Here is a 16,061-nt window from a genome sequence, read left to right on the forward strand (position 1 = left end):
GGCCCGGAATCGGCGTGGCCCCAGCAACTTGCGGAGGAATAATCGGTGCGGCACACGCGAACCCTTGCGATGTTCGGCATGGCACTGGCGCTTGCGCCCCTGCCTGCGGGAACGGCACGGGCCTCGGGCGGCGGCGAGGGCGGGGGCGACCTGCATCTGGTGCCGATGGACAAGATGACCGTGCCGATCGTCGATGCCGCGCGCGTCAGCGGCAGCCTCAATTTCAAGATCGTGCTCGACGCCGGCAATGCCGAAACGCAGCAGAAGCTCGGCCAGACCATGCCGGAAGTGCGCGCCGCGATCGTGGCGGCGGGGCTCGAATTCGCCCGGCTCGATGCGTCCAGCCTGCGCGCGGTGGACGTCGCGCAACTCGATCACGACCTGACCGAGGCGGCGAAGGCCGTCGAACCCGGCATCGCCCGCGTATTGATCGTCGAGGTCAGCGCCTCGCAACAGTGAGGTACATATCGCCCCTTCCTGCTTCGCAAGGAGGGGAACACCCCCTCAGGCGTCGATAACTTCCTCGTCCAGCCGTGCCGCATTTTCCTGGATGAAGGCGAAGCGGTGCGCCGGGTTGTTGCCCATCAGCCGGTCGACCAGATCTTTCACGCCTGCCCGCTCCTCATATTCCTGGGGCAGCGTCACGCGCAGCAGGCCGCGGGTGGCGGGGTCCATGGTGGTTTCCTTGAGCTGGTTGGGGTTCATCTCGCCCAGCCCCTTGAACCGGCTGACTTCCACCTTCTTGCCCTTGAACGCGGTTGCCTCGATCTCGGCGCGGTGGGCGTCGTCGCGGGCGTAGAGGCTCTTCGATCCCACGGTCAGGCGGTAGAGCGGCGGTTGCGCCAGATACAGATGCCCCTTGCGCACCAGATCGGGCATTTCCTGGAAGAAGAAGGTCATCAGCAGCGTCGCGATATGCGCGCCGTCCACGTCCGCGTCGGTCATGATGATGATGCGTTCGTAGCGCAGTTGGGCCGCGTCGCAGTCCTTGCGGGTGCCGCAGCCCAGCGCCAGGATCAGGTCGGCGATTTCCTGATTGGCCAGGATCTTCGCCGAAGTCGCGCTGGCGACGTTCAATATCTTGCCGCGGATCGGCAGGATCGCCTGCGTCTTGCGGTCGCGCGCCTGCTTGGCCGACCCGCCGGCCGAGTCACCCTCGACGATGAACAGCTCGGTGCCCTCGGGGCTGTCGGCCGAACAGTCGGTCAGCTTGCCCGGCAGGCGCAGCTTGCGGCCCGAAGTGGCGGACTTGCGCTTGACCTCGCGCTCCTGCTTGCGGCGCAGGCGATCGTCCATCCGCTCCAGCACATAGCCGAGCAGCGCCTTGCCGCGTTCCATATTGTCGGTGAGGAAATGGTCGAAATGGTCGCGCACCGCCTTTTCGATCAGCGCGGTCGCCTCGGGGCTGGTCAGGCGGTCCTTGGTCTGGCTCTGGAACTGCGGCTCGCGGATGAACACCGACAGCATCAGCTCGGAGCCGGTCATCACGTCGTCGGGGTTGAGATCCTTGGCCTTCTTGTTGCCGACCAGATCGCCGAAGCTGCGCAGGCCGCGCACCAGCGCCTGGCGCAGCCCCTGTTCATGGGTGCCGCCATCGGGCGTCGGGATGGTGTTGCAATACCAGCTATAGCTGCCGTCGCTCCACAGCGGCCAGGCGACTGCCCATTCGACACGCCCCTGGCTGTCGGGAAACTCCTGCGCGCCCGCAAAGAAATCGGCCGTCGCGCATTCGCGGCCCGCCACCTGTTCCTTCAGATGGTCGGCGAGGCCGCCCGGGAACTGGAACACCGCCTCGGCCGGGGTATCGTCGGTGATCAGTGCGGGATCGCACTTCCAGCGGATTTCCACGCCCGCGAACAGATAGGCCTTGGACCGGGCGAGCTTGTACAGTCGCGCCGGCTTGAACAGCATGTCGCCGAAGATTTCGGTGTCGGGCGTAAAGGCCACGCTGGTGCCGCGCCGGTTGGGCGTGCCGCCCAGATGCTCCAGCGGCCCCAGCGTCTTCCCCTGGCTGAAGCGCTGGCGATAGAGCTGGCGGTCCCGCGCCACCTCCACCACCGTATCGACCGACAGCGCATTGACCACCGACACGCCCACGCCGTGCAGGCCGCCCGAGGTGGCATAGGCCTTGCCGGAAAATTTGCCGCCCGAGTGGAGCATCGACAGGATCACTTCCAGCGCCGACTTGTCCGGAAAGCGCGGATGCGGATCGACCGGCATGCCGCGGCCATTGTCGGTGATGGTGATGCGGTTGGGCGCGGCCAGCGTCACTTCGATGCGGTTGGCATGGCCGGCGACCGCCTCGTCCATCGCATTGTCGAGGATTTCGGCCGCCAGATGATGCAGCGCCCGCTCGTCGGTGCCGCCGATATACATGCCCGGCCGACGGCGGACGGGCTCCAGCCCCTCCAGCACTTCGATCGAGGACGCATCATAGCTGTTGGCGCCGGGCGCGGCGCCGGCGTCGAAAAGGTCGTCGGACATGCGGAACGTATAGGGGGCGCCGGGCAGGGCGCGCAAGGCGGGTGGAATGCGGACGGTGGTGGGAGGGCAGTAGGAAAAATTTGCCTAGATCGGCCCGCGCCGTTCCGCCGCGCCTAAAATGGGGAGAAGCCCAGCGGAGTCTTTGATGTCCTATCTTCCCGGAACCAGCGAACAGCAGCAGGCGCAGGAAACGGCGGCCCCCGTCGATCCGGCGCAGAGCCCGTTCTTCCCGATCCTCAGCAATCTGGTCGATCGCCTGGCCGACGGGCTCGACCATCCGGAAGTATGGCCCTTGCTGGCGGACGCCGCGCAGCATGACGACGTGGCCGATCTGCGCGACCTGATCGTCCTGCTCGAACCGCAGCAGACGGGCCTGGTGCGCAAGACGCTGAACCTGCTCGGCGGCATGCTCTATGCTCTGTCGGTGGACCGCAATCGCGGGACGACCTTCCTGCGCGAGCTTCTCGCCCAATATCCGCATTGCGCGCAGACGGCGGGCGCGATCTTCTTCGTCGAGCGGTTCGGCACCGAAAAGTCGCCGGACCTGTCCGCCCGCTTCTGCGAGGCGCCGTTCGTCAAGTTCGAAACGCTGATGGACGGTACCGTCGCGCCCTGCTGCTCGATCTGGACGCAACAGCGGCTCGGTCATCTGGAAGGGCAGACGTTCGAGGAAATCTGGAACAGCCCGGCCTCGCAGGCGATGCGCGCCAGCATTCTCGACGGCTCCTATCGCTATTGCAACAAGCAGCGCTGCACGCTCATCAACGAAGACGCGCTGCCGCTGCGCGACGACATCACCGATCCGGTGCTGCGCGCGGCGATCGACGAGAACCGAACCCATATGGCGGAAGCGCCCCGCTGGCTGTTCCTCGCGCATGACGTGACCTGCAACCTTGCCTGCCCGTCGTGCCGGGGCGGCATTCTGGCGGCGGACGAGGCGCAGGAACGGCGCTTCGAGATCATCGAGCAGCAGGTGTTCCAGCCGCTTCTGAATGCCGAGGGGCGTATCCGGATTTCAGTGTCGGGTCAGGGCGATCCCTGGTCGAGCCCGCATTATCGCTCGATCCTGCGCTATCTCGCCGACAACGAACTCGATGTCGATCTGAACATCCACACCAACGCGCTGCTGATGGGCGAAATGCGCTGGGCGCAATATGCCGGGCTCGATCGCTATCGCCCGCTGGTCGACGTCTCGATCGATTCGTGCACGCCCTGGGTCTACGACGTGGTTCGCCGGCCGGGGAAGTGGGACAAGCTCTACCCGAACCTGCAGTTCATCGCCGCCAAGCGCGCCAAGGGCGATTTCTGCGAGTTCCACCTGAACGCGACGATCCAGCTCGACAATTATCATGAAATGCCGGCGCTGGTGCAGCTGGCGCAGACGCTCGGCGCCGACTCGATGCGGCTCTACATGATGCAGAATACCGGCGGGCATCTGGCGGCCGATTTCCCGCGCAAGAATGTCGGCGATCCCGGCCACCCGCTGTACCGCGCGTTCCTCGAAACGCTGCGCCACCCGATTCTGGGTGACCCGCTGGCGCACCTCTATGACGTGGCAAGCTGGCGCAAGCTGGCGTTCGAAACCGAGCTGCCTTCGGACGGACTGGGCACCGAATATAGCCGCGAGGAGTGGGCGGAGGCGATCCGCGATGCCGCGGCCGACCCTGCGCGCCGCGTCGCGCTATGTGCTGCCGGGCGCATCCGCTTTCCGCAGGATGTGGATCTGCTGCGTATCGAAGCCGCCAGCCTGCGCGAACTCGGCTTTGAAGAACAGGCGGGCTATCGCCTGTCGGAAGCCGCCGCACTCGGCGGCGAGGCGGTGCTGGCCGCCTGATGTGAATCCTCCCCCAGGCGGCTGGGGGAGGATTTTGAGGGCTTACCGCGCGCGCGGCGTGCCGAACGGCATCGGCGGGGCCGGGCGACGGTCGCGGCGGGGCAGCTGCGCCTGATAGGCGTGGCCGCAATGCTCGACGCAATAGGGGAAACCCGGGTTCACCTTCTCGCCGCAGAAATGGAAGTCCGGCTCGCCCGGATGGCCCAGCGGCCATTTGCAAATCTTGTCATTCAGGTCGAGCAGCGTCGTCTTGCCCGCAATCGCGTCGCTGGGCTTGGCGGGAACCAGCCGGCGCGGCGGGGCCGGGGCGATCGGCGGAGCCTGCTCGCCCGGATTCTGGCGGATGAAGCCGCCGGGGCCGACCGAGCGGAGCACCGGCTGCGGCGCGCGCGGCTCCGCATCGGCGGCGGCTGCCGGTTCGGCCGGGGCGGCGGGCGCTGCGGGCGCGGGTGCTGCCGGGCGCGGTGCAGGCGCTTCGGCCTGAACGCGCGGCGCGGGCGCCGGCTTGGGCGCGGGTGCCGGTTTCGGTTCGGCCGGCGCAGCGGCCTTGGCTTCGTTCGGCTTCACTGGCGACGGGCGCGAGGGCAGGCCAAGGCGATGGGCCTTGCCGATCACGGCATTGCGCGACACGCCGCCCAGTTCCTCGGCGATCTGCGTGGCGGTCAGGCCGCTGTCCCACATCTTCTTCAGCGTCTCGATACGCTCGTCGGTCCAGCTCACTTCGTTTCCTTCGTCTTGCGGGCGGCTGCGTCAGCGGGTACGCGATCGCGCCATGAGCAGCCACCCCGAAATCGGTTCACAGCTTCCCGAGCCGGGCGTTCCGGTGATTCGCAACGTCAACTGGGGAGGCTTGCGCACCCTCTATATCAAGGAGGTGCGCCGTTTCTTCAAGGTGCAGCTCCAGACGGTGTGGGCACCGGCGGTCACCACGCTGCTCTACCTCGTGATTTTCACGGTCGCGCTGGGCGGCGGCGGGCGGATGCTGGTGCTGGATGGCCGGCCGATTCACTATGCCGATTTCATTGCCCCCGGCCTGATCGTGATGGGGATGCTCCAGAACGCCTTCGCCAATGCCAGCTTCTCGCTGCTGGTCGGCAAGATCCAAGGCACCATCGTCGATTATCTGATGCCGCCGCTGTCGACCGGCGAGATGCTGGCGGCGCTGGCCGGCGGATCGGTGACGCGCGCCTTCTGCGTCGGCGGCACGGTGTGGCTGGCGATGGCGCTGTGGGGCGTGCATGTCTTCCCGGCGCATCTCTGGGCGGTGCTGTGGTTCGGGTTCCTCGGCTCGCTGTTCCTGGCGCTGATGGGGGTGATGACCTCGATCTGGGCGGAAAAGTTCGACCATGCCGCTGCGATCACCAATTTCGTGGTGGCGCCGCTGTCGCTCTTGTCGGGCACTTTCTATTCGGTCGAGAATCTGTCGCCGCTGTTCCGGGCGATCAGCCATGCCAACCCGTTCTTCTACATCATCTCGGGCTTCCGCTACGGCTTTCTGGGCGTCGCCGATTCGCCGATCCTGCTGGGCAGCGGCGTGATCCTGGCGCTGGACGTGGTGCTTGGGCTGGCCTGCTACACGCTGTTGCGGCGCGGCTGGAAGATCAAGAGCTGAATCGCGCGGCGCGAAAAGCGCCACAATGGTTTCACTAGACCGGGCGCCGGCGCGCGCGCTGGTCTATGTTGTTCCCGCAACGAAATGTTCTAGCGGGGGCGGGACTATGCGGATCGTGCGGATGGCGATGGCTGTCGCGCTGGCGGGCTTGATGCTGGCGGGGTGCAGCCAGTCGCGGCCCAAGCCGATTGTCGGCTGCAACTATCAGACGATTCCCCTCAGCGTCGGGCCCGGCGACTGGAACGGGCCGAATGGCCGCAAGGCCGCACGGCTGGCGATGCTCGCCGCGACGCAGAACGATCCCGTCGGGCAGCGGCTGGAACAGCGCCTTGCCGAGCGCCGCGCGCTGAAGGCGTCGCTGCCCAATTCGGCGCCGGGAGACCAGTTTCTGGTGCTCAGCGGCGGTGGTCCGCACGGCGCGTTCGGCGCGGGCTATTTCTATGGGCTCGGCACGCTGCCCAGCTACGATATCGTCACCGGCGTCAGCACCGGCTCGCTTCAGAGCAGCCTGTTGTTCCTCGCCAACCAGCCGGTGCCCGCCGACCGCACCGATTACCGCTGGGTCGACGGGCCGCTTTCGAAGCCCGGGCAGTTTCAGGTAAAGCCGGGCGTCTCGAATGTCGGCGATCTGGTGCTTGCCTATTCGATCGACAAGGAAGCCAATCTGATGCGCGTGCGCACCGGCGGCGCGGTGCTCGGCGCGGTGCTCGACGGGTCCAGCGCCAGCTTCGCGCCGCTGCGCAAGCGGCTGCTGGCGATCATGACGATCGGCACCTTGCGCGAAATTGGTCAGCAATGGACCGAGCAGAAGCGCCAGCTGTTCGTCGGGGTGAGCAATCTCGACGACGGCCATGGCTATGGCATCGACATGACCGAACTGGCGGCGCGGACGCTGTCGACCAACGATCCGGCCACGCTCCAGCAATTGCAGGGCTGTTACGTCGATGCGCTGCTGGCCTCGTCCTCGGTGCCGCCGGGGGTGCCGCCGGTAACGCTGCAGACTGCGAAATCGACCGACATGTATATGGATGGCGGGGCGCGTTTCGGCGTGTTCCTCGATCCGGTGCTGCGCGCGCTGCGGGAGGATGCGCGCGGCACCAACATTACGCTGATGGTCAATACCACGCTCGATGCGGGCACGTGGAGCGGCACCGATCAGCCGATGCAGCGCTGGAGCGCGCCGAGCGCGGCGCTGCGTGCCGTCGATCTGCTCGAAACCCAGGTTTATCTGTTCTCGGTCGCGGATGTCGAACGGCTGAAGGATGTCGCCAATTCGCTCCACATGGCCTATCTCAGCAATGCCTTCATTCCCGGCGGGGAAAATCCCAACGACCATGTGTTTGAGGGGAAGACCTGTTCGCAGTGGCAGGCGATCGACGCGAAATCGCATCCGATACAGTTCGATCCCTGGTACATGGCCTGTACTGCCGATTATGGCCGCTCGCGGGGCGTGCGTCAGATGTGGAATCATGTTGCGCCGTAATCGGGGGCGGCCGGCTGCACACCTTGTCTTAATCCGCGCCGTCTAGCGTCCGCCGCTCCTTTCCGGAGTGTCGCGATGTTTCATGCTTCCCCTGACCAGTTCGACATTGCGCAGGGCGACACCACCTCGCTTGCCGAAATCCTCGGCGCCTTTTCCTACGCGCTCGATCTGACCGAGGGGCAGCCGGCCGGCCATTCGCTGCGCGCCTGCTGGATCGCCAGCCGGATGGCGCTGACGTTGGGGCTGGACGCGGGCGAGCGCCGCACCGTCTATTATGCCACGCTGCTCAAGGATCTCGGCTGCAGCAGCAACGCCGCGCGCATCGCCGAGCTGTATCTGGCCGATGATCGCAGCTTCAAGCACGACTTCAAGCTGGTGGGCGAGGGGCTCGGCCCGACGCTCCGCTTCGTCTTCACCCGCACCGGGCGGGGCGAGGGGCTGGGCGCGCGGGCGCGGGCGATCCTCACCATCCTGCGCGACGGCAGCGCGATCGCGCGCGACCTGATCCAGACGCGCTGCACGCGCGGCGCCGACATCGCCCGCCAGCTCCGCTTCCCCGAACCGGTGGCACTCGCCATCGCCGCGCTCGACGAGCATTGGGACGGCAGCGGCAAGCCGCTCGGCCTTGCCGGCCCCGCCATTCCGCTGGCGGCGCAGCTCGCGTTGCTCGCCCAGATCGCCGATGTGTTCCACGCCGCTGCGGGGCCCGATGCTGCGTGCGAGGAAGTGCGCCTCCGCTCGGGCAGCTGGTTCGATCCCGCGCTGGTGCAATGCTTCCTGTCGCTCGCGGTCGAGCCCGGCTTCTGGGCCGATGTCGCCCATCCCGACCTCGAGGCGCGCGTCCGCGCCTTCGAGCCGGCCGAGGACCGGGTGGCCGTCGATGAAGACTATCTCGACGACATCGCCGCTGCGTTCGGCGCAGTGATCGATGCCAAGAGCCCTTATACCGGCGGCCATTCGGGCCGCGTCGGCCATTATTCGGAACGGCTCGGCGCGGCGCTGGGCTTCACTGGTGGGCAGCTCCGCACCCTCCGGCGTGGCGCGATGCTGCACGATGTCGGCAAGCTCGCGGTCAGCAGCCGGGTGCTCGAAAAGCCCGGCAAGCTCGACGACGCCGAGTGGGAGGAGATGCGCAGCCACGCCGCGCACACCACCGCCATCCTTTCCCGCATCGGCCCCTTGCGCGACATGGCGGCGGTGGCCGGGGCGCACCATGAACGGCTCGACGGGCGCGGCTATCCGCTCGGGCTAGACCGGATGCTGATCGCGCGGGAAGCGCGGATCATCACCGTGTGCGACTTCTACGACGCGCTCACCGCGGACCGCCCCTATCGCGCCGCCATGCCGGTCGAGCAGGCGCTGGCCATCATAGCGGGCGAAGTCGGCAAGGCGATCGACGGCGATTGCTTCGCCGCGCTGCAGGCGCTGGTCATGCATGGCTGAAAGGGCAGGTGTTGACCCTGTCTGGCGGCGGCACTAAACATCCGGTCCGGGCGGTCCGGTAGGCCGCCCTTTTGCGTTTCTGGAGTTTCACCCAGCTTTTTGCTCTCTTTTCAGGAGGTACAGTTCCCATGGCCATCACTCCGCTCATGCCCGTTTACCCGCGGTGCGGTGTGCGGCCGGTGCGAGGCGAGGGCTGTTACCTGATCGGGGAACGAGGGGAACGCTATCTCGATTTCGCCGCCGGCATTGCGGTGAACGCGCTCGGCCATGGCCATCCGCATCTGGTGAAGGCGATCGCCGATCAGGCCGCCACGCTGATGCATGTGTCGAACCTCTACGGCTCGCCCCAGGGCGAGGCGCTGGCGAAGCGCATCGTGGAGCACAGCTTTGCCGATACGGTGTTCTTCACCAATTCGGGCGTCGAGGCGATCGAGTGCGCGATCAAGACCGCGCGCCGCTATCACTTCGCCAACGGCAACCCGCAGCGGCACAAGCTGATCACCTTCAAGAACGCCTTTCACGGCCGTTCGCTCGGTGCCATTTCGGCGACCGACCAGCCGAAGATGCGCGACGGGTTCGAGCCGCTGCTGCCCGGCTTCGCCTATGCGAAGTTCAACGATCTCGACGCGGCGCTGGCGCTGATCGACGACGAGACCGCCGGCTTCCTGGTCGAAACCGTGCAGGGCGAGGGCGGCATGACCGCCGGTACGCCGGAATTCATCCAGGGCCTGCGCAAGGCGTGCGACGAGCACGGCCTGCTGCTGATCCTCGACGAAATCCAGTGCGGGTACGGCCGCACCGGCAAGATGTGGGCCTATGAGCATTACGGCATCACGCCCGACATCATGACCTCGGCCAAGGGCATCGGCGGCGGCTTCCCGCTCGGCGCCTGCCTGGCGACCGAGGAAGCGGCCAAGGGCATGGTCGCCGGCACCCACGGCTCCACCTATGGCGGCAACCCGCTGGCGATGGCGGCCGGCATGGCGGTGCTCGACGTGATGGAGGAGCCCGGCTTCCTCGACCATGTCACCGCGATGGGCGAGCGGCTGCGCCAGGCGTTCGAGCAGATGATCCCCAACCACGACCATCTGTTCGAGGAAATCCGCGGCAAGGGGCTGATGCTCGGCATCAAGATGAAAGAGCCGGCGGTCAGCCGCGACTTCGTCGCCCATCTGCGCGACAATCACGGGTTGCTGACGGTCGCGGCGGGCGAAAACGTCTTCCGCGTCCTGCCGCCGCTGGTGATCGACGAAAGCCACATCGCCGAAGCCGTCGAAAAGCTGAGCGCCGGCGCGCGCAGCTTTGCGGTGCAAGGCCAGAACTGACGCATCGGGGGCCTTCCAGTCCCCCTCACCCTTCCGCCGCTTCGCGGCTCCCTCCCTCTCCCACAAGGGGAGAGGGAGCGGGGATCGAAACTCCCTCTCCCCTTGTGGGAGAGGGAAGGGGCCCGCCGCCAAAGGCGGTGGGAAGGGTGAGGGGGACATGCGAAGGTCTCGCTTTCTTTCAGCATGCTGCCCGACGAGGACCGTATGACCCGCCACTTTATCGATCTCACCGATGCCGGACCTGATGCCATCGCGGCGATGCTGAACGACGCGATGGCCCGCAAGGCTGCCCGCGCCGGCTGGCCCAAGGGCAAGGCCGACGCCGACGCCCCGCTCGCCGGGCATGTGCTGGCGATGATCTTCGAGAAGAACTCCACCCGCACCCGCGTTTCGTTCGACATGGCGATCCGCCAATTGGGCGGCACCAGCATCGTGATGGACGCCGGCTCGATGCAGCTCGGCCGCGGCGAGAGCATTGCGGACACCGCGCGCGTGCTCTCGGGCTATGTCGATGCGATCATGATCCGCACCGACGATCACCAGAAGGTGATCGACATGGCGAAATACGCCAGCGTGCCGGTCATCAACGGCCTCACCGACGCCTCGCACCCCTGCCAGATCATGGCGGACCTGCTGACCATCCTGGAGAATGGCAAGGCGCTGCCGGGCCTGAAGGTGGCGTGGCTGGGCGACGGCAACAATGTGCTGGCCTCGATCATGGAAGCCGGCGGGCTGATGCAGTTCGATGTCGTCGCCGCCTGCCCGCAGGGCTATCAGCCGAGCGACGCCGATCTGGCGCGGGGCAAGGGCCGCGCCCGCGTCGTCGGCACTGCGCGCGAAGCGGTGGAAGGCGCCGACATCGTCGTCACCGACACCTGGATTTCGATGGGCCAGGCCCATGCCGAAACCAAGCTCAAGGCGATGATGCCGTTCCAGGTCGACGAGGCGCTGATGGCGGCGGCCAAGCCCGACGCGAGGTTCCTCCACTGCCTGCCTGCGCATCGCGGCGAGGAAGTGACCGACGCGGTGATCGACGGCCCGCAATCGCTGATCTGGCCGGAAGCGGAAAACCGCCTCCACGCCCAGAAATCCGTCCTGCGCTGGTGCTTCGGCCAGATTTGAATGCGGAAATAATCCTCCCCCGCGAGGGGGAGGTGGCGCCGAACGCGACGGAGGGGGAGGATGCCAGAAACGCTCCAGCCGTCGTGCTGCCGCCCCCTCCGTCAGGCTGCGCCTGACACCTCCCCGGGGGAGGATGACATTCCGACCGTCGCCGCTCGCGCGCCATATCCCCCTCCCGCTTGCGGGAGGGGCCAGGGGAGGGGATGACCCTTGCGGTCGGGCGAATGTTCCCCATATGTGCCGAGTAAAATCAGCAACCACGCTCTTTGTCATCGTCGGCTCAGTTCTGTTGCCTGTCGCCAGGTCGGATGGTCGCCCGCGACGCAATCAGCTAGAACACCCTCCGATTGGAGACGCCTGTGTCGATTCCTGAACCCATTGGTGCCTTCGCGATTGTCCCGCACAATGACCTTCCTGCCGCCATCCCCTTCTGGGAGCGGCTCGGGTTCGAGCGGACGGGCGGCGATACGCAATATGCGATCATGACCGGCTGGGGCTGCGAAGTGCATCTGACCCAGGCCGGCGCCGGCCCCTGGCAGGTGCCCGCCGATCACAACCCGTTCGGCGTGTTCATCCGGACGCCGGAGGTGGACGCCATCGCCGCGCGGGTGGACGATCTGGTTATCCGCCCCGGCGGCGTGCTGCGGCATCGCGAATGGGGGATGTATGAAGTCGGCATTGCCGGACCCGATGGCATGCTGGTCCGGGTCGGCTGGCCGTCGGAGCTGATGCCGGCTTAGGCGGTTCCCATCGCCCGTTGCGGATCGGCCCGGACCCGCAACTTCGATCACCAAAAACGATGTTCGGGCCTAAACTTCCTAAACTTCGCCGCCGCCGGGCGTGCTGCCATCGCGATCACCCGGGGGCTGAGAAGTTTCGAGAAATCAAGCAAATGCAGGCATTTCCGGCAACAGCTTGTCCAGCGTAATGGGATAATCGCGCACCCGCACCCCGCAGGCATTGTAGATTGCGTTCGCCACTGCCGCGCCGACGCCGCACAGGCCCAGTTCGCCCACGCCCTTGGCCTTCATCGGCGAGGTGGTCGGGTCCGTCTCGTCGAGGAAGATCACGTCCTGGTGCGGGATGTCGGCATGGACCGGCACTTCATAGCAGGCGAGATCGTGGTTGACGAAGAAGCCGAAGCGCTTGTCGACCGCGAGCTCTTCCATTAGTGCGGCGCCAACGCCCATGGTCATCGCACCGATCACCTGGCTGCGCGCCGATTTGGGGTTGAGGATGCGCCCGGCGGCGCACACCGCCAGCATCCGCCGCACGCGCACCTCGGCGGTGGCGGCATCGACGGCAACTTCGACGAAATGCGCGCCGAAGGTCGATTGCTGGAACTTCTCGGCAAGGTTGCCATAGTCCATGCTGTCTTCGGCGACGAGTTCGCCGCCCCGGGCGGCCTCGGCAAGCGGCACGGTGCGGTTGCCGGCACGGACCTTTCCGTCCTCGAACACGGCATCGGCCGAATTGAAGCCCAGCGCCGTCGCCACCTTGGCGCGCAGGGCAGTGCAGGCGGCATAGACGCCGGCCGCCGAACTGTTCGCGCCCCACTGACCGCCCGATCCGGCCGAGATCGGGAAGCTCGAATCGCCGAGATGCACCACCACCTTGTCGAGCGGCACGCCCATCATCTCCGCCGCGGTCTGGGCCAGGATGGTGTAGGTGCCGGTGCCGATGTCGGTCATGTCGGTTTCGACCGTCACCACGCCCTGGCCGTTCAGCCGCACCCGCGCGGCGGACTTGCCGTTGAGGTTGTTGCGGAACGCAGCCGCCATGCCATGGCCGATCAGCCAGCGGCCTTCGCGGTGCCGTCCGGGCACGGGGCTGCGCTTTGCCCAGCCGAATTTTTCGGCGCCGATGCGCATGCATTGCACGAGTTGCCGCTGCGAAAAGGGGCGGTTCGGCGCTTCGGGATCGACCTGGGTATCGTTGATCGCGCGGAACTCGATGGGGTCCAGACCCAGCTTTTCCGCCATTTCGTCCATGGCGATTTCCAGCGCCATCATGCCCGGCGCCTCGCCCGGCGCGCGCATGGCATTGCCCTCGGGCAGGTCGAGCACGGCCAGCCGCATCGCGGTCAGCCGGTTTTCGCCGGCATAGAGCAGCCGGGTCTGGCTGACCGCCGTTTCCGGCCCGCCGCCCGGCAGGTCGCCCGACCAGCTTTCATGGCCGATCGCGGTGATCTTGCCTTGCTTCGTCGCGCCGATGCGGATGCGCTGGATCGTAGCCGGGCGGTGGGTGGTGTTGTTGGCGATCAGCGGCCGCTGCAGCGCCACCTTGACGGCCCGGTCGCAGGCGCGGGCGCCCAGCGCGGCCAGAATGGCATCGGCGCGGACGAACAGCTTGCCGCCGAATCCCCCGCCGACGAAGGGCGACATCAGCCGCACCTTGTCCTTGGCGATGCCGAGCGTCCTGGCGACATCGCCCTTGCTCCAGTTGATCATCTGGTTGGAGGTCCAGAGCAGCAACTGGTCGCCTTCCCATTTCGCGGTGGAGGCGTGCGGCTCCATCATCGCGTGCGAATGGTCCGGCGTGGAATAGCGGGTGTCGAGCGTGACCGGCGCGCTGGCAAAGGCGCCGTCGAAATTGCCGACTTTGCTCTCGGCCGGGCCGCCAAAGTCCGGGTTGGGCAGGACGGCATCGGCCATTTCGGCTGCAAGGTCGAAGCGGCCCTTGGTGCGGGCATAGTCGACGCGGATCTGCGCGGCGGCGGCGCGCGCCTGTTCGAAGCTCTCGGCCACCACCAGCGCGATGGCCTGGTGGTAATGCTCGATCTCCGGTCCGCCGAGCAGCTTTGCCGTGTTGAAATTGCCCTTGGTCAGCTTGCCGGCATTTTCTGCGGTGACGATCGCGAGGACGCCCGGCGCAGTCTTGGCGGCGCTGAGGTCCATGCCCGTGATCCGGCCCTTGGCGATCGCCGCGCCCAGCACATAGCCATAGGCGGCCCCCGGCGCGACATCATGCCGCTCATAGGCATAGGGCGCGCGGCCGGTGGTCTTGAGCGGGCCGTCGATCCGGTCGGTGGCCTTGCCGACCACTTTCAGCCGGTCGATCGGATTGGTCGTGGCGGGGGTGTCGAACTTCATGGCTCAGCCCCTTGCGTCGTGCAGTACCGCCGCGAGCGTGCGCTCGGCCAGCGGCAGCTTGAAGGCATTGTCGTGCGTCGGCGTGGCACCGGCGAACGCGATCTTGGCGGTGGCGGCGGCGCCCCTGGGCAGGGCGGCCTCGGCGGCTTCCACGCGCCACGGCTTGTGCGCCATGCCGCCAAAGGCGACGCGGCCGGTGCCGTCCTTCTGGACCACCGCCGCTACCGACACGAGCGCAAAGGCATAGGAGGCGCGGTCGCGGACCTTGTGGTAGAAATGCTTGCCGCCCAGCGGCCTGGGCAGGGTGACCGCCGTAATCAGCTCGCCGGGCTGCAGCGTGTTGTCGATCTGCGGCGTATCACCGGGCAGGCGGTGAAAGTCGGCGATGGGAATGGCGCGGGTGCTGCCATCGGGCTTCACCGTTTCCACCGTCGCGTCGAGCAGCCGCATCGCGATGGCCATATCGCCGGGATAGGTGGCGATGCACGCCTCGCTGGTGCCGATCACGGCGAGCTGGCGGCTGAACCCGCCGACCGCGGCACAGCCACTGCCGGGCTTGCGCTTGTTACACGGCTGGTTGGTGTCGTAAAAATAGGGGCAGCGGGTGCGCTGGAGCAGATTGCCGGCGGTCGTCGCCTTGTTGCGCAACTGGCCCGAGGCGCCGGCGACGATCGCCCGGGACAGCACCGCATAGTCGCGCCGCACCCGGCTGTCGGCGGCGAGATCGGTGTTGCGGACCAGCGCGCCGATGCGCAGGCCGCCCTCCGGCGTCTCCTCGATCTTGTCGAGCGCCAGCCGATTGACGTCGATCAGGTGCGCCGGCGCCTCGATCTCCAGCTTCATCAGGTCGAGCAGGTTGGTGCCGCCCGCGATGAACTTCGCCCCGGGCTTGCTGGCGGCCTGGGCTGCGGCATCAGCCGGGCTGGTCGCGCGGCTATAGGTGAAAGGCTTCATGCCTGCCTCCGCCCGGCGACTTCGCGGATCGCCTCGACGATGTTCGAATAGGCACCGCAGCGGCAGATATTGCCGCTCATCCGCTCGCGAATTTCCATCGCGCTGAGCGTCGGCGCGTCGGTCAGGTCGCCGGTGACGTGGCTGGGCACGCCGGCCTTGATCTCGTCGAGCACGGCAACCGCCGAGCATATCTGTCCGGGCGTGCAATAGCCGCACTGGTATCCGTCATGCTTCACAAAGGCGGCCTGCATCGGGTGCAGGTCTTCGGGCGAACCCAGCCCCTCGATGGTGGTGATGCTGTCGCCGTCATGCATCACCGCCAGGCTGAGGCAGGCGTTGATCCGGCGCCCGCCCGCGATCACCGTGCAGGCGCCGCACTGGCCATGGTCGCAGCCCTTTTTGGTGCCGGTCAGGTGCAGATGTTCGCGCAGCGCATCGAGCAGCGTCGTGCGGCCGTCGAGCTTCAGGCTGTGCGGCGTGCCGTTGACCGTCAGGGATACGGGCAACGGTTCGGGATCGGACGCCATGATGCGGGGGTGCTCCTTTGCGGCAGACGCGGCGGGTAAGGTCGTGGCGGCGGCAGCAGCGCCGCCAACCAGCATGTCGCGACGCGACAGCGCGAAATCGCGTGGTGTTGCCATCGGCTTCCTTCCCTGGGCGTGCGCGCGCCTAAAGCACTGAGTTCCTGAAGTGGTTTCCCAAGCCTGATGGT

Annotated in this window: 13 protein-coding genes; 8 read left to right on the forward strand and 5 right to left on the reverse strand. The window is 67.0% G+C overall.

Going from position 1 to position 16,061, the window contains the following annotated elements; genetic code table 11:
- Positions 1-45: 45 nt before the first annotated feature.
- The gene (locus tag ACT53K_RS11545; protein WP_476228799.1) at positions 46-459 is read left to right on the forward strand and encodes a hypothetical protein; all 414 of its coding nucleotides are present in this window, start codon (positions 46-48) and stop codon (positions 457-459) included.
- 45 nt (positions 460-504) lie between these two features.
- Here the strand turns inward: ACT53K_RS11545 and parE are convergent, their stop codons facing one another.
- Positions 505-2,484: a DNA topoisomerase IV subunit B gene (gene parE / locus ACT53K_RS11550; RefSeq protein ID WP_476228800.1), complete on the reverse strand. Its 1,980-nt coding sequence runs from the start codon at positions 2,482-2,484 to the stop codon at positions 505-507.
- Between the two features lie 145 nt (positions 2,485-2,629).
- On the opposite strand from parE, the gene ACT53K_RS11555 reads away from it, so the two are divergent.
- Positions 2,630-4,318 (forward strand): SPASM domain-containing protein, encoded by a 1,689-nt coding sequence (locus tag ACT53K_RS11555; RefSeq protein ID WP_476228801.1) that lies wholly within the window; start codon positions 2,630-2,632, stop codon positions 4,316-4,318.
- Between the two features lie 42 nt (positions 4,319-4,360).
- Here ACT53K_RS11555 and ACT53K_RS11560 read toward each other — a convergent pair whose 3' ends face one another.
- A complete protein-coding gene (locus tag ACT53K_RS11560; protein WP_476228802.1) occupies positions 4,361-5,038 on the reverse strand; it encodes a GcrA family cell cycle regulator in 678 nt (225 codons plus the stop codon).
- 52 nt (positions 5,039-5,090) lie between these two features.
- Here ACT53K_RS11560 and ACT53K_RS11565 point away from each other — a divergent pair, with 52 nt between their 5' ends.
- The 6 genes from ACT53K_RS11565 (at position 5,091) to ACT53K_RS11590 (ending at position 12,043) form a co-directional block, all read left to right on the forward strand.
- Positions 5,091-5,930 carry an ABC transporter permease gene (locus ACT53K_RS11565; RefSeq protein WP_476228803.1) on the forward strand — a complete coding sequence of 280 codons (840 nt, stop codon included), beginning with the start codon at positions 5,091-5,093 and terminating at the stop codon, positions 5,928-5,930.
- A 106-nt stretch (positions 5,931-6,036) separates the two neighbouring features.
- Complete coding sequence (locus tag ACT53K_RS11570) at positions 6,037-7,413, forward strand: patatin-like phospholipase family protein (RefSeq protein WP_476228804.1); 1,377 nt, start codon at positions 6,037-6,039, stop codon at positions 7,411-7,413.
- Positions 7,414-7,488: 75 nt separating this feature from the next.
- Positions 7,489-8,856 carry an HD-GYP domain-containing protein gene (locus ACT53K_RS11575; RefSeq protein ID WP_476228805.1) on the forward strand — a complete coding sequence of 456 codons (1,368 nt, stop codon included), beginning with the start codon at positions 7,489-7,491 and terminating at the stop codon, positions 8,854-8,856.
- Positions 8,857-8,984: 128 nt separating this feature from the next.
- Complete coding sequence (locus ACT53K_RS11580; RefSeq protein ID WP_476228806.1) at positions 8,985-10,181, forward strand: acetylornithine transaminase; 1,197 nt, start codon at positions 8,985-8,987, stop codon at positions 10,179-10,181.
- Between the two features lie 204 nt (positions 10,182-10,385).
- Entirely contained in the window at positions 10,386-11,303 is a 918-nt protein-coding gene (argF, locus tag ACT53K_RS11585; RefSeq protein WP_476228807.1) for an ornithine carbamoyltransferase, read from the forward strand.
- Positions 11,304-11,662: 359 nt separating this feature from the next.
- Complete coding sequence (locus ACT53K_RS11590; RefSeq protein ID WP_476228808.1) at positions 11,663-12,043, forward strand: VOC family protein; 381 nt, start codon at positions 11,663-11,665, stop codon at positions 12,041-12,043.
- Between the two features lie 144 nt (positions 12,044-12,187).
- Here the strand turns inward: ACT53K_RS11590 and paoC are convergent, their stop codons facing one another.
- Genes paoC through paoA form a run of 3 tightly spaced genes read right to left on the reverse strand, consistent with a single transcriptional unit; the run spans position 12,188 to position 15,990 of the window.
- The gene (gene paoC / locus ACT53K_RS11595; protein WP_476228809.1) at positions 12,188-14,395 is read right to left on the reverse strand and encodes an aldehyde oxidoreductase molybdenum-binding subunit PaoC; all 2,208 of its coding nucleotides are present in this window, start codon (positions 14,393-14,395) and stop codon (positions 12,188-12,190) included.
- A gap of 3 nt (positions 14,396-14,398) precedes the next feature.
- Entirely contained in the window at positions 14,399-15,349 is a 951-nt protein-coding gene (locus tag ACT53K_RS11600; RefSeq protein WP_476228810.1) for an FAD binding domain-containing protein, read from the reverse strand.
- Positions 15,346-15,990, reverse strand: a complete 645-nt coding sequence (paoA, locus tag ACT53K_RS11605; RefSeq protein WP_476228811.1) for an aldehyde dehydrogenase iron-sulfur subunit PaoA — start codon at positions 15,988-15,990, stop codon at positions 15,346-15,348. The genes ACT53K_RS11600 and paoA overlap by 4 nt, the downstream gene beginning before the upstream one ends.
- Positions 15,991-16,061: the final 71 nt, after the last annotated feature.

The sequence above is a fragment of the Sphingomonas sp. DMC8 genome (assembly GCF_056314185.1).

Coding starts and splice junctions, on each gene's coding strand:
- paoC (WP_476228809.1), bottom strand. CDS start 14,395: ATGAAGTTCGACACCCCCGCCACGACCAATCCGATCGACCGGCTGAAA.
- ACT53K_RS11565 (WP_476228803.1), top strand. CDS start 5,091: ATGAGCAGCCACCCCGAAATCGGTTCACAGCTTCCCGAGCCGGGCGTT.
- ACT53K_RS11575 (WP_476228805.1), top strand. CDS start 7,489: ATGTTTCATGCTTCCCCTGACCAGTTCGACATTGCGCAGGGCGACACC.
- argF (WP_476228807.1), top strand. CDS start 10,386: ATGACCCGCCACTTTATCGATCTCACCGATGCCGGACCTGATGCCATC.
- ACT53K_RS11570 (WP_476228804.1), top strand. CDS start 6,037: ATGCGGATCGTGCGGATGGCGATGGCTGTCGCGCTGGCGGGCTTGATG.
- ACT53K_RS11600 (WP_476228810.1), bottom strand. CDS start 15,349: ATGAAGCCTTTCACCTATAGCCGCGCGACCAGCCCGGCTGATGCCGCA.
- paoA (WP_476228811.1), bottom strand. CDS start 15,990: ATGGCAACACCACGCGATTTCGCGCTGTCGCGTCGCGACATGCTGGTT.
- ACT53K_RS11555 (WP_476228801.1), top strand. CDS start 2,630: ATGTCCTATCTTCCCGGAACCAGCGAACAGCAGCAGGCGCAGGAAACG.
- parE (WP_476228800.1), bottom strand. CDS start 2,484: ATGTCCGACGACCTTTTCGACGCCGGCGCCGCGCCCGGCGCCAACAGC.
- ACT53K_RS11580 (WP_476228806.1), top strand. CDS start 8,985: ATGGCCATCACTCCGCTCATGCCCGTTTACCCGCGGTGCGGTGTGCGG.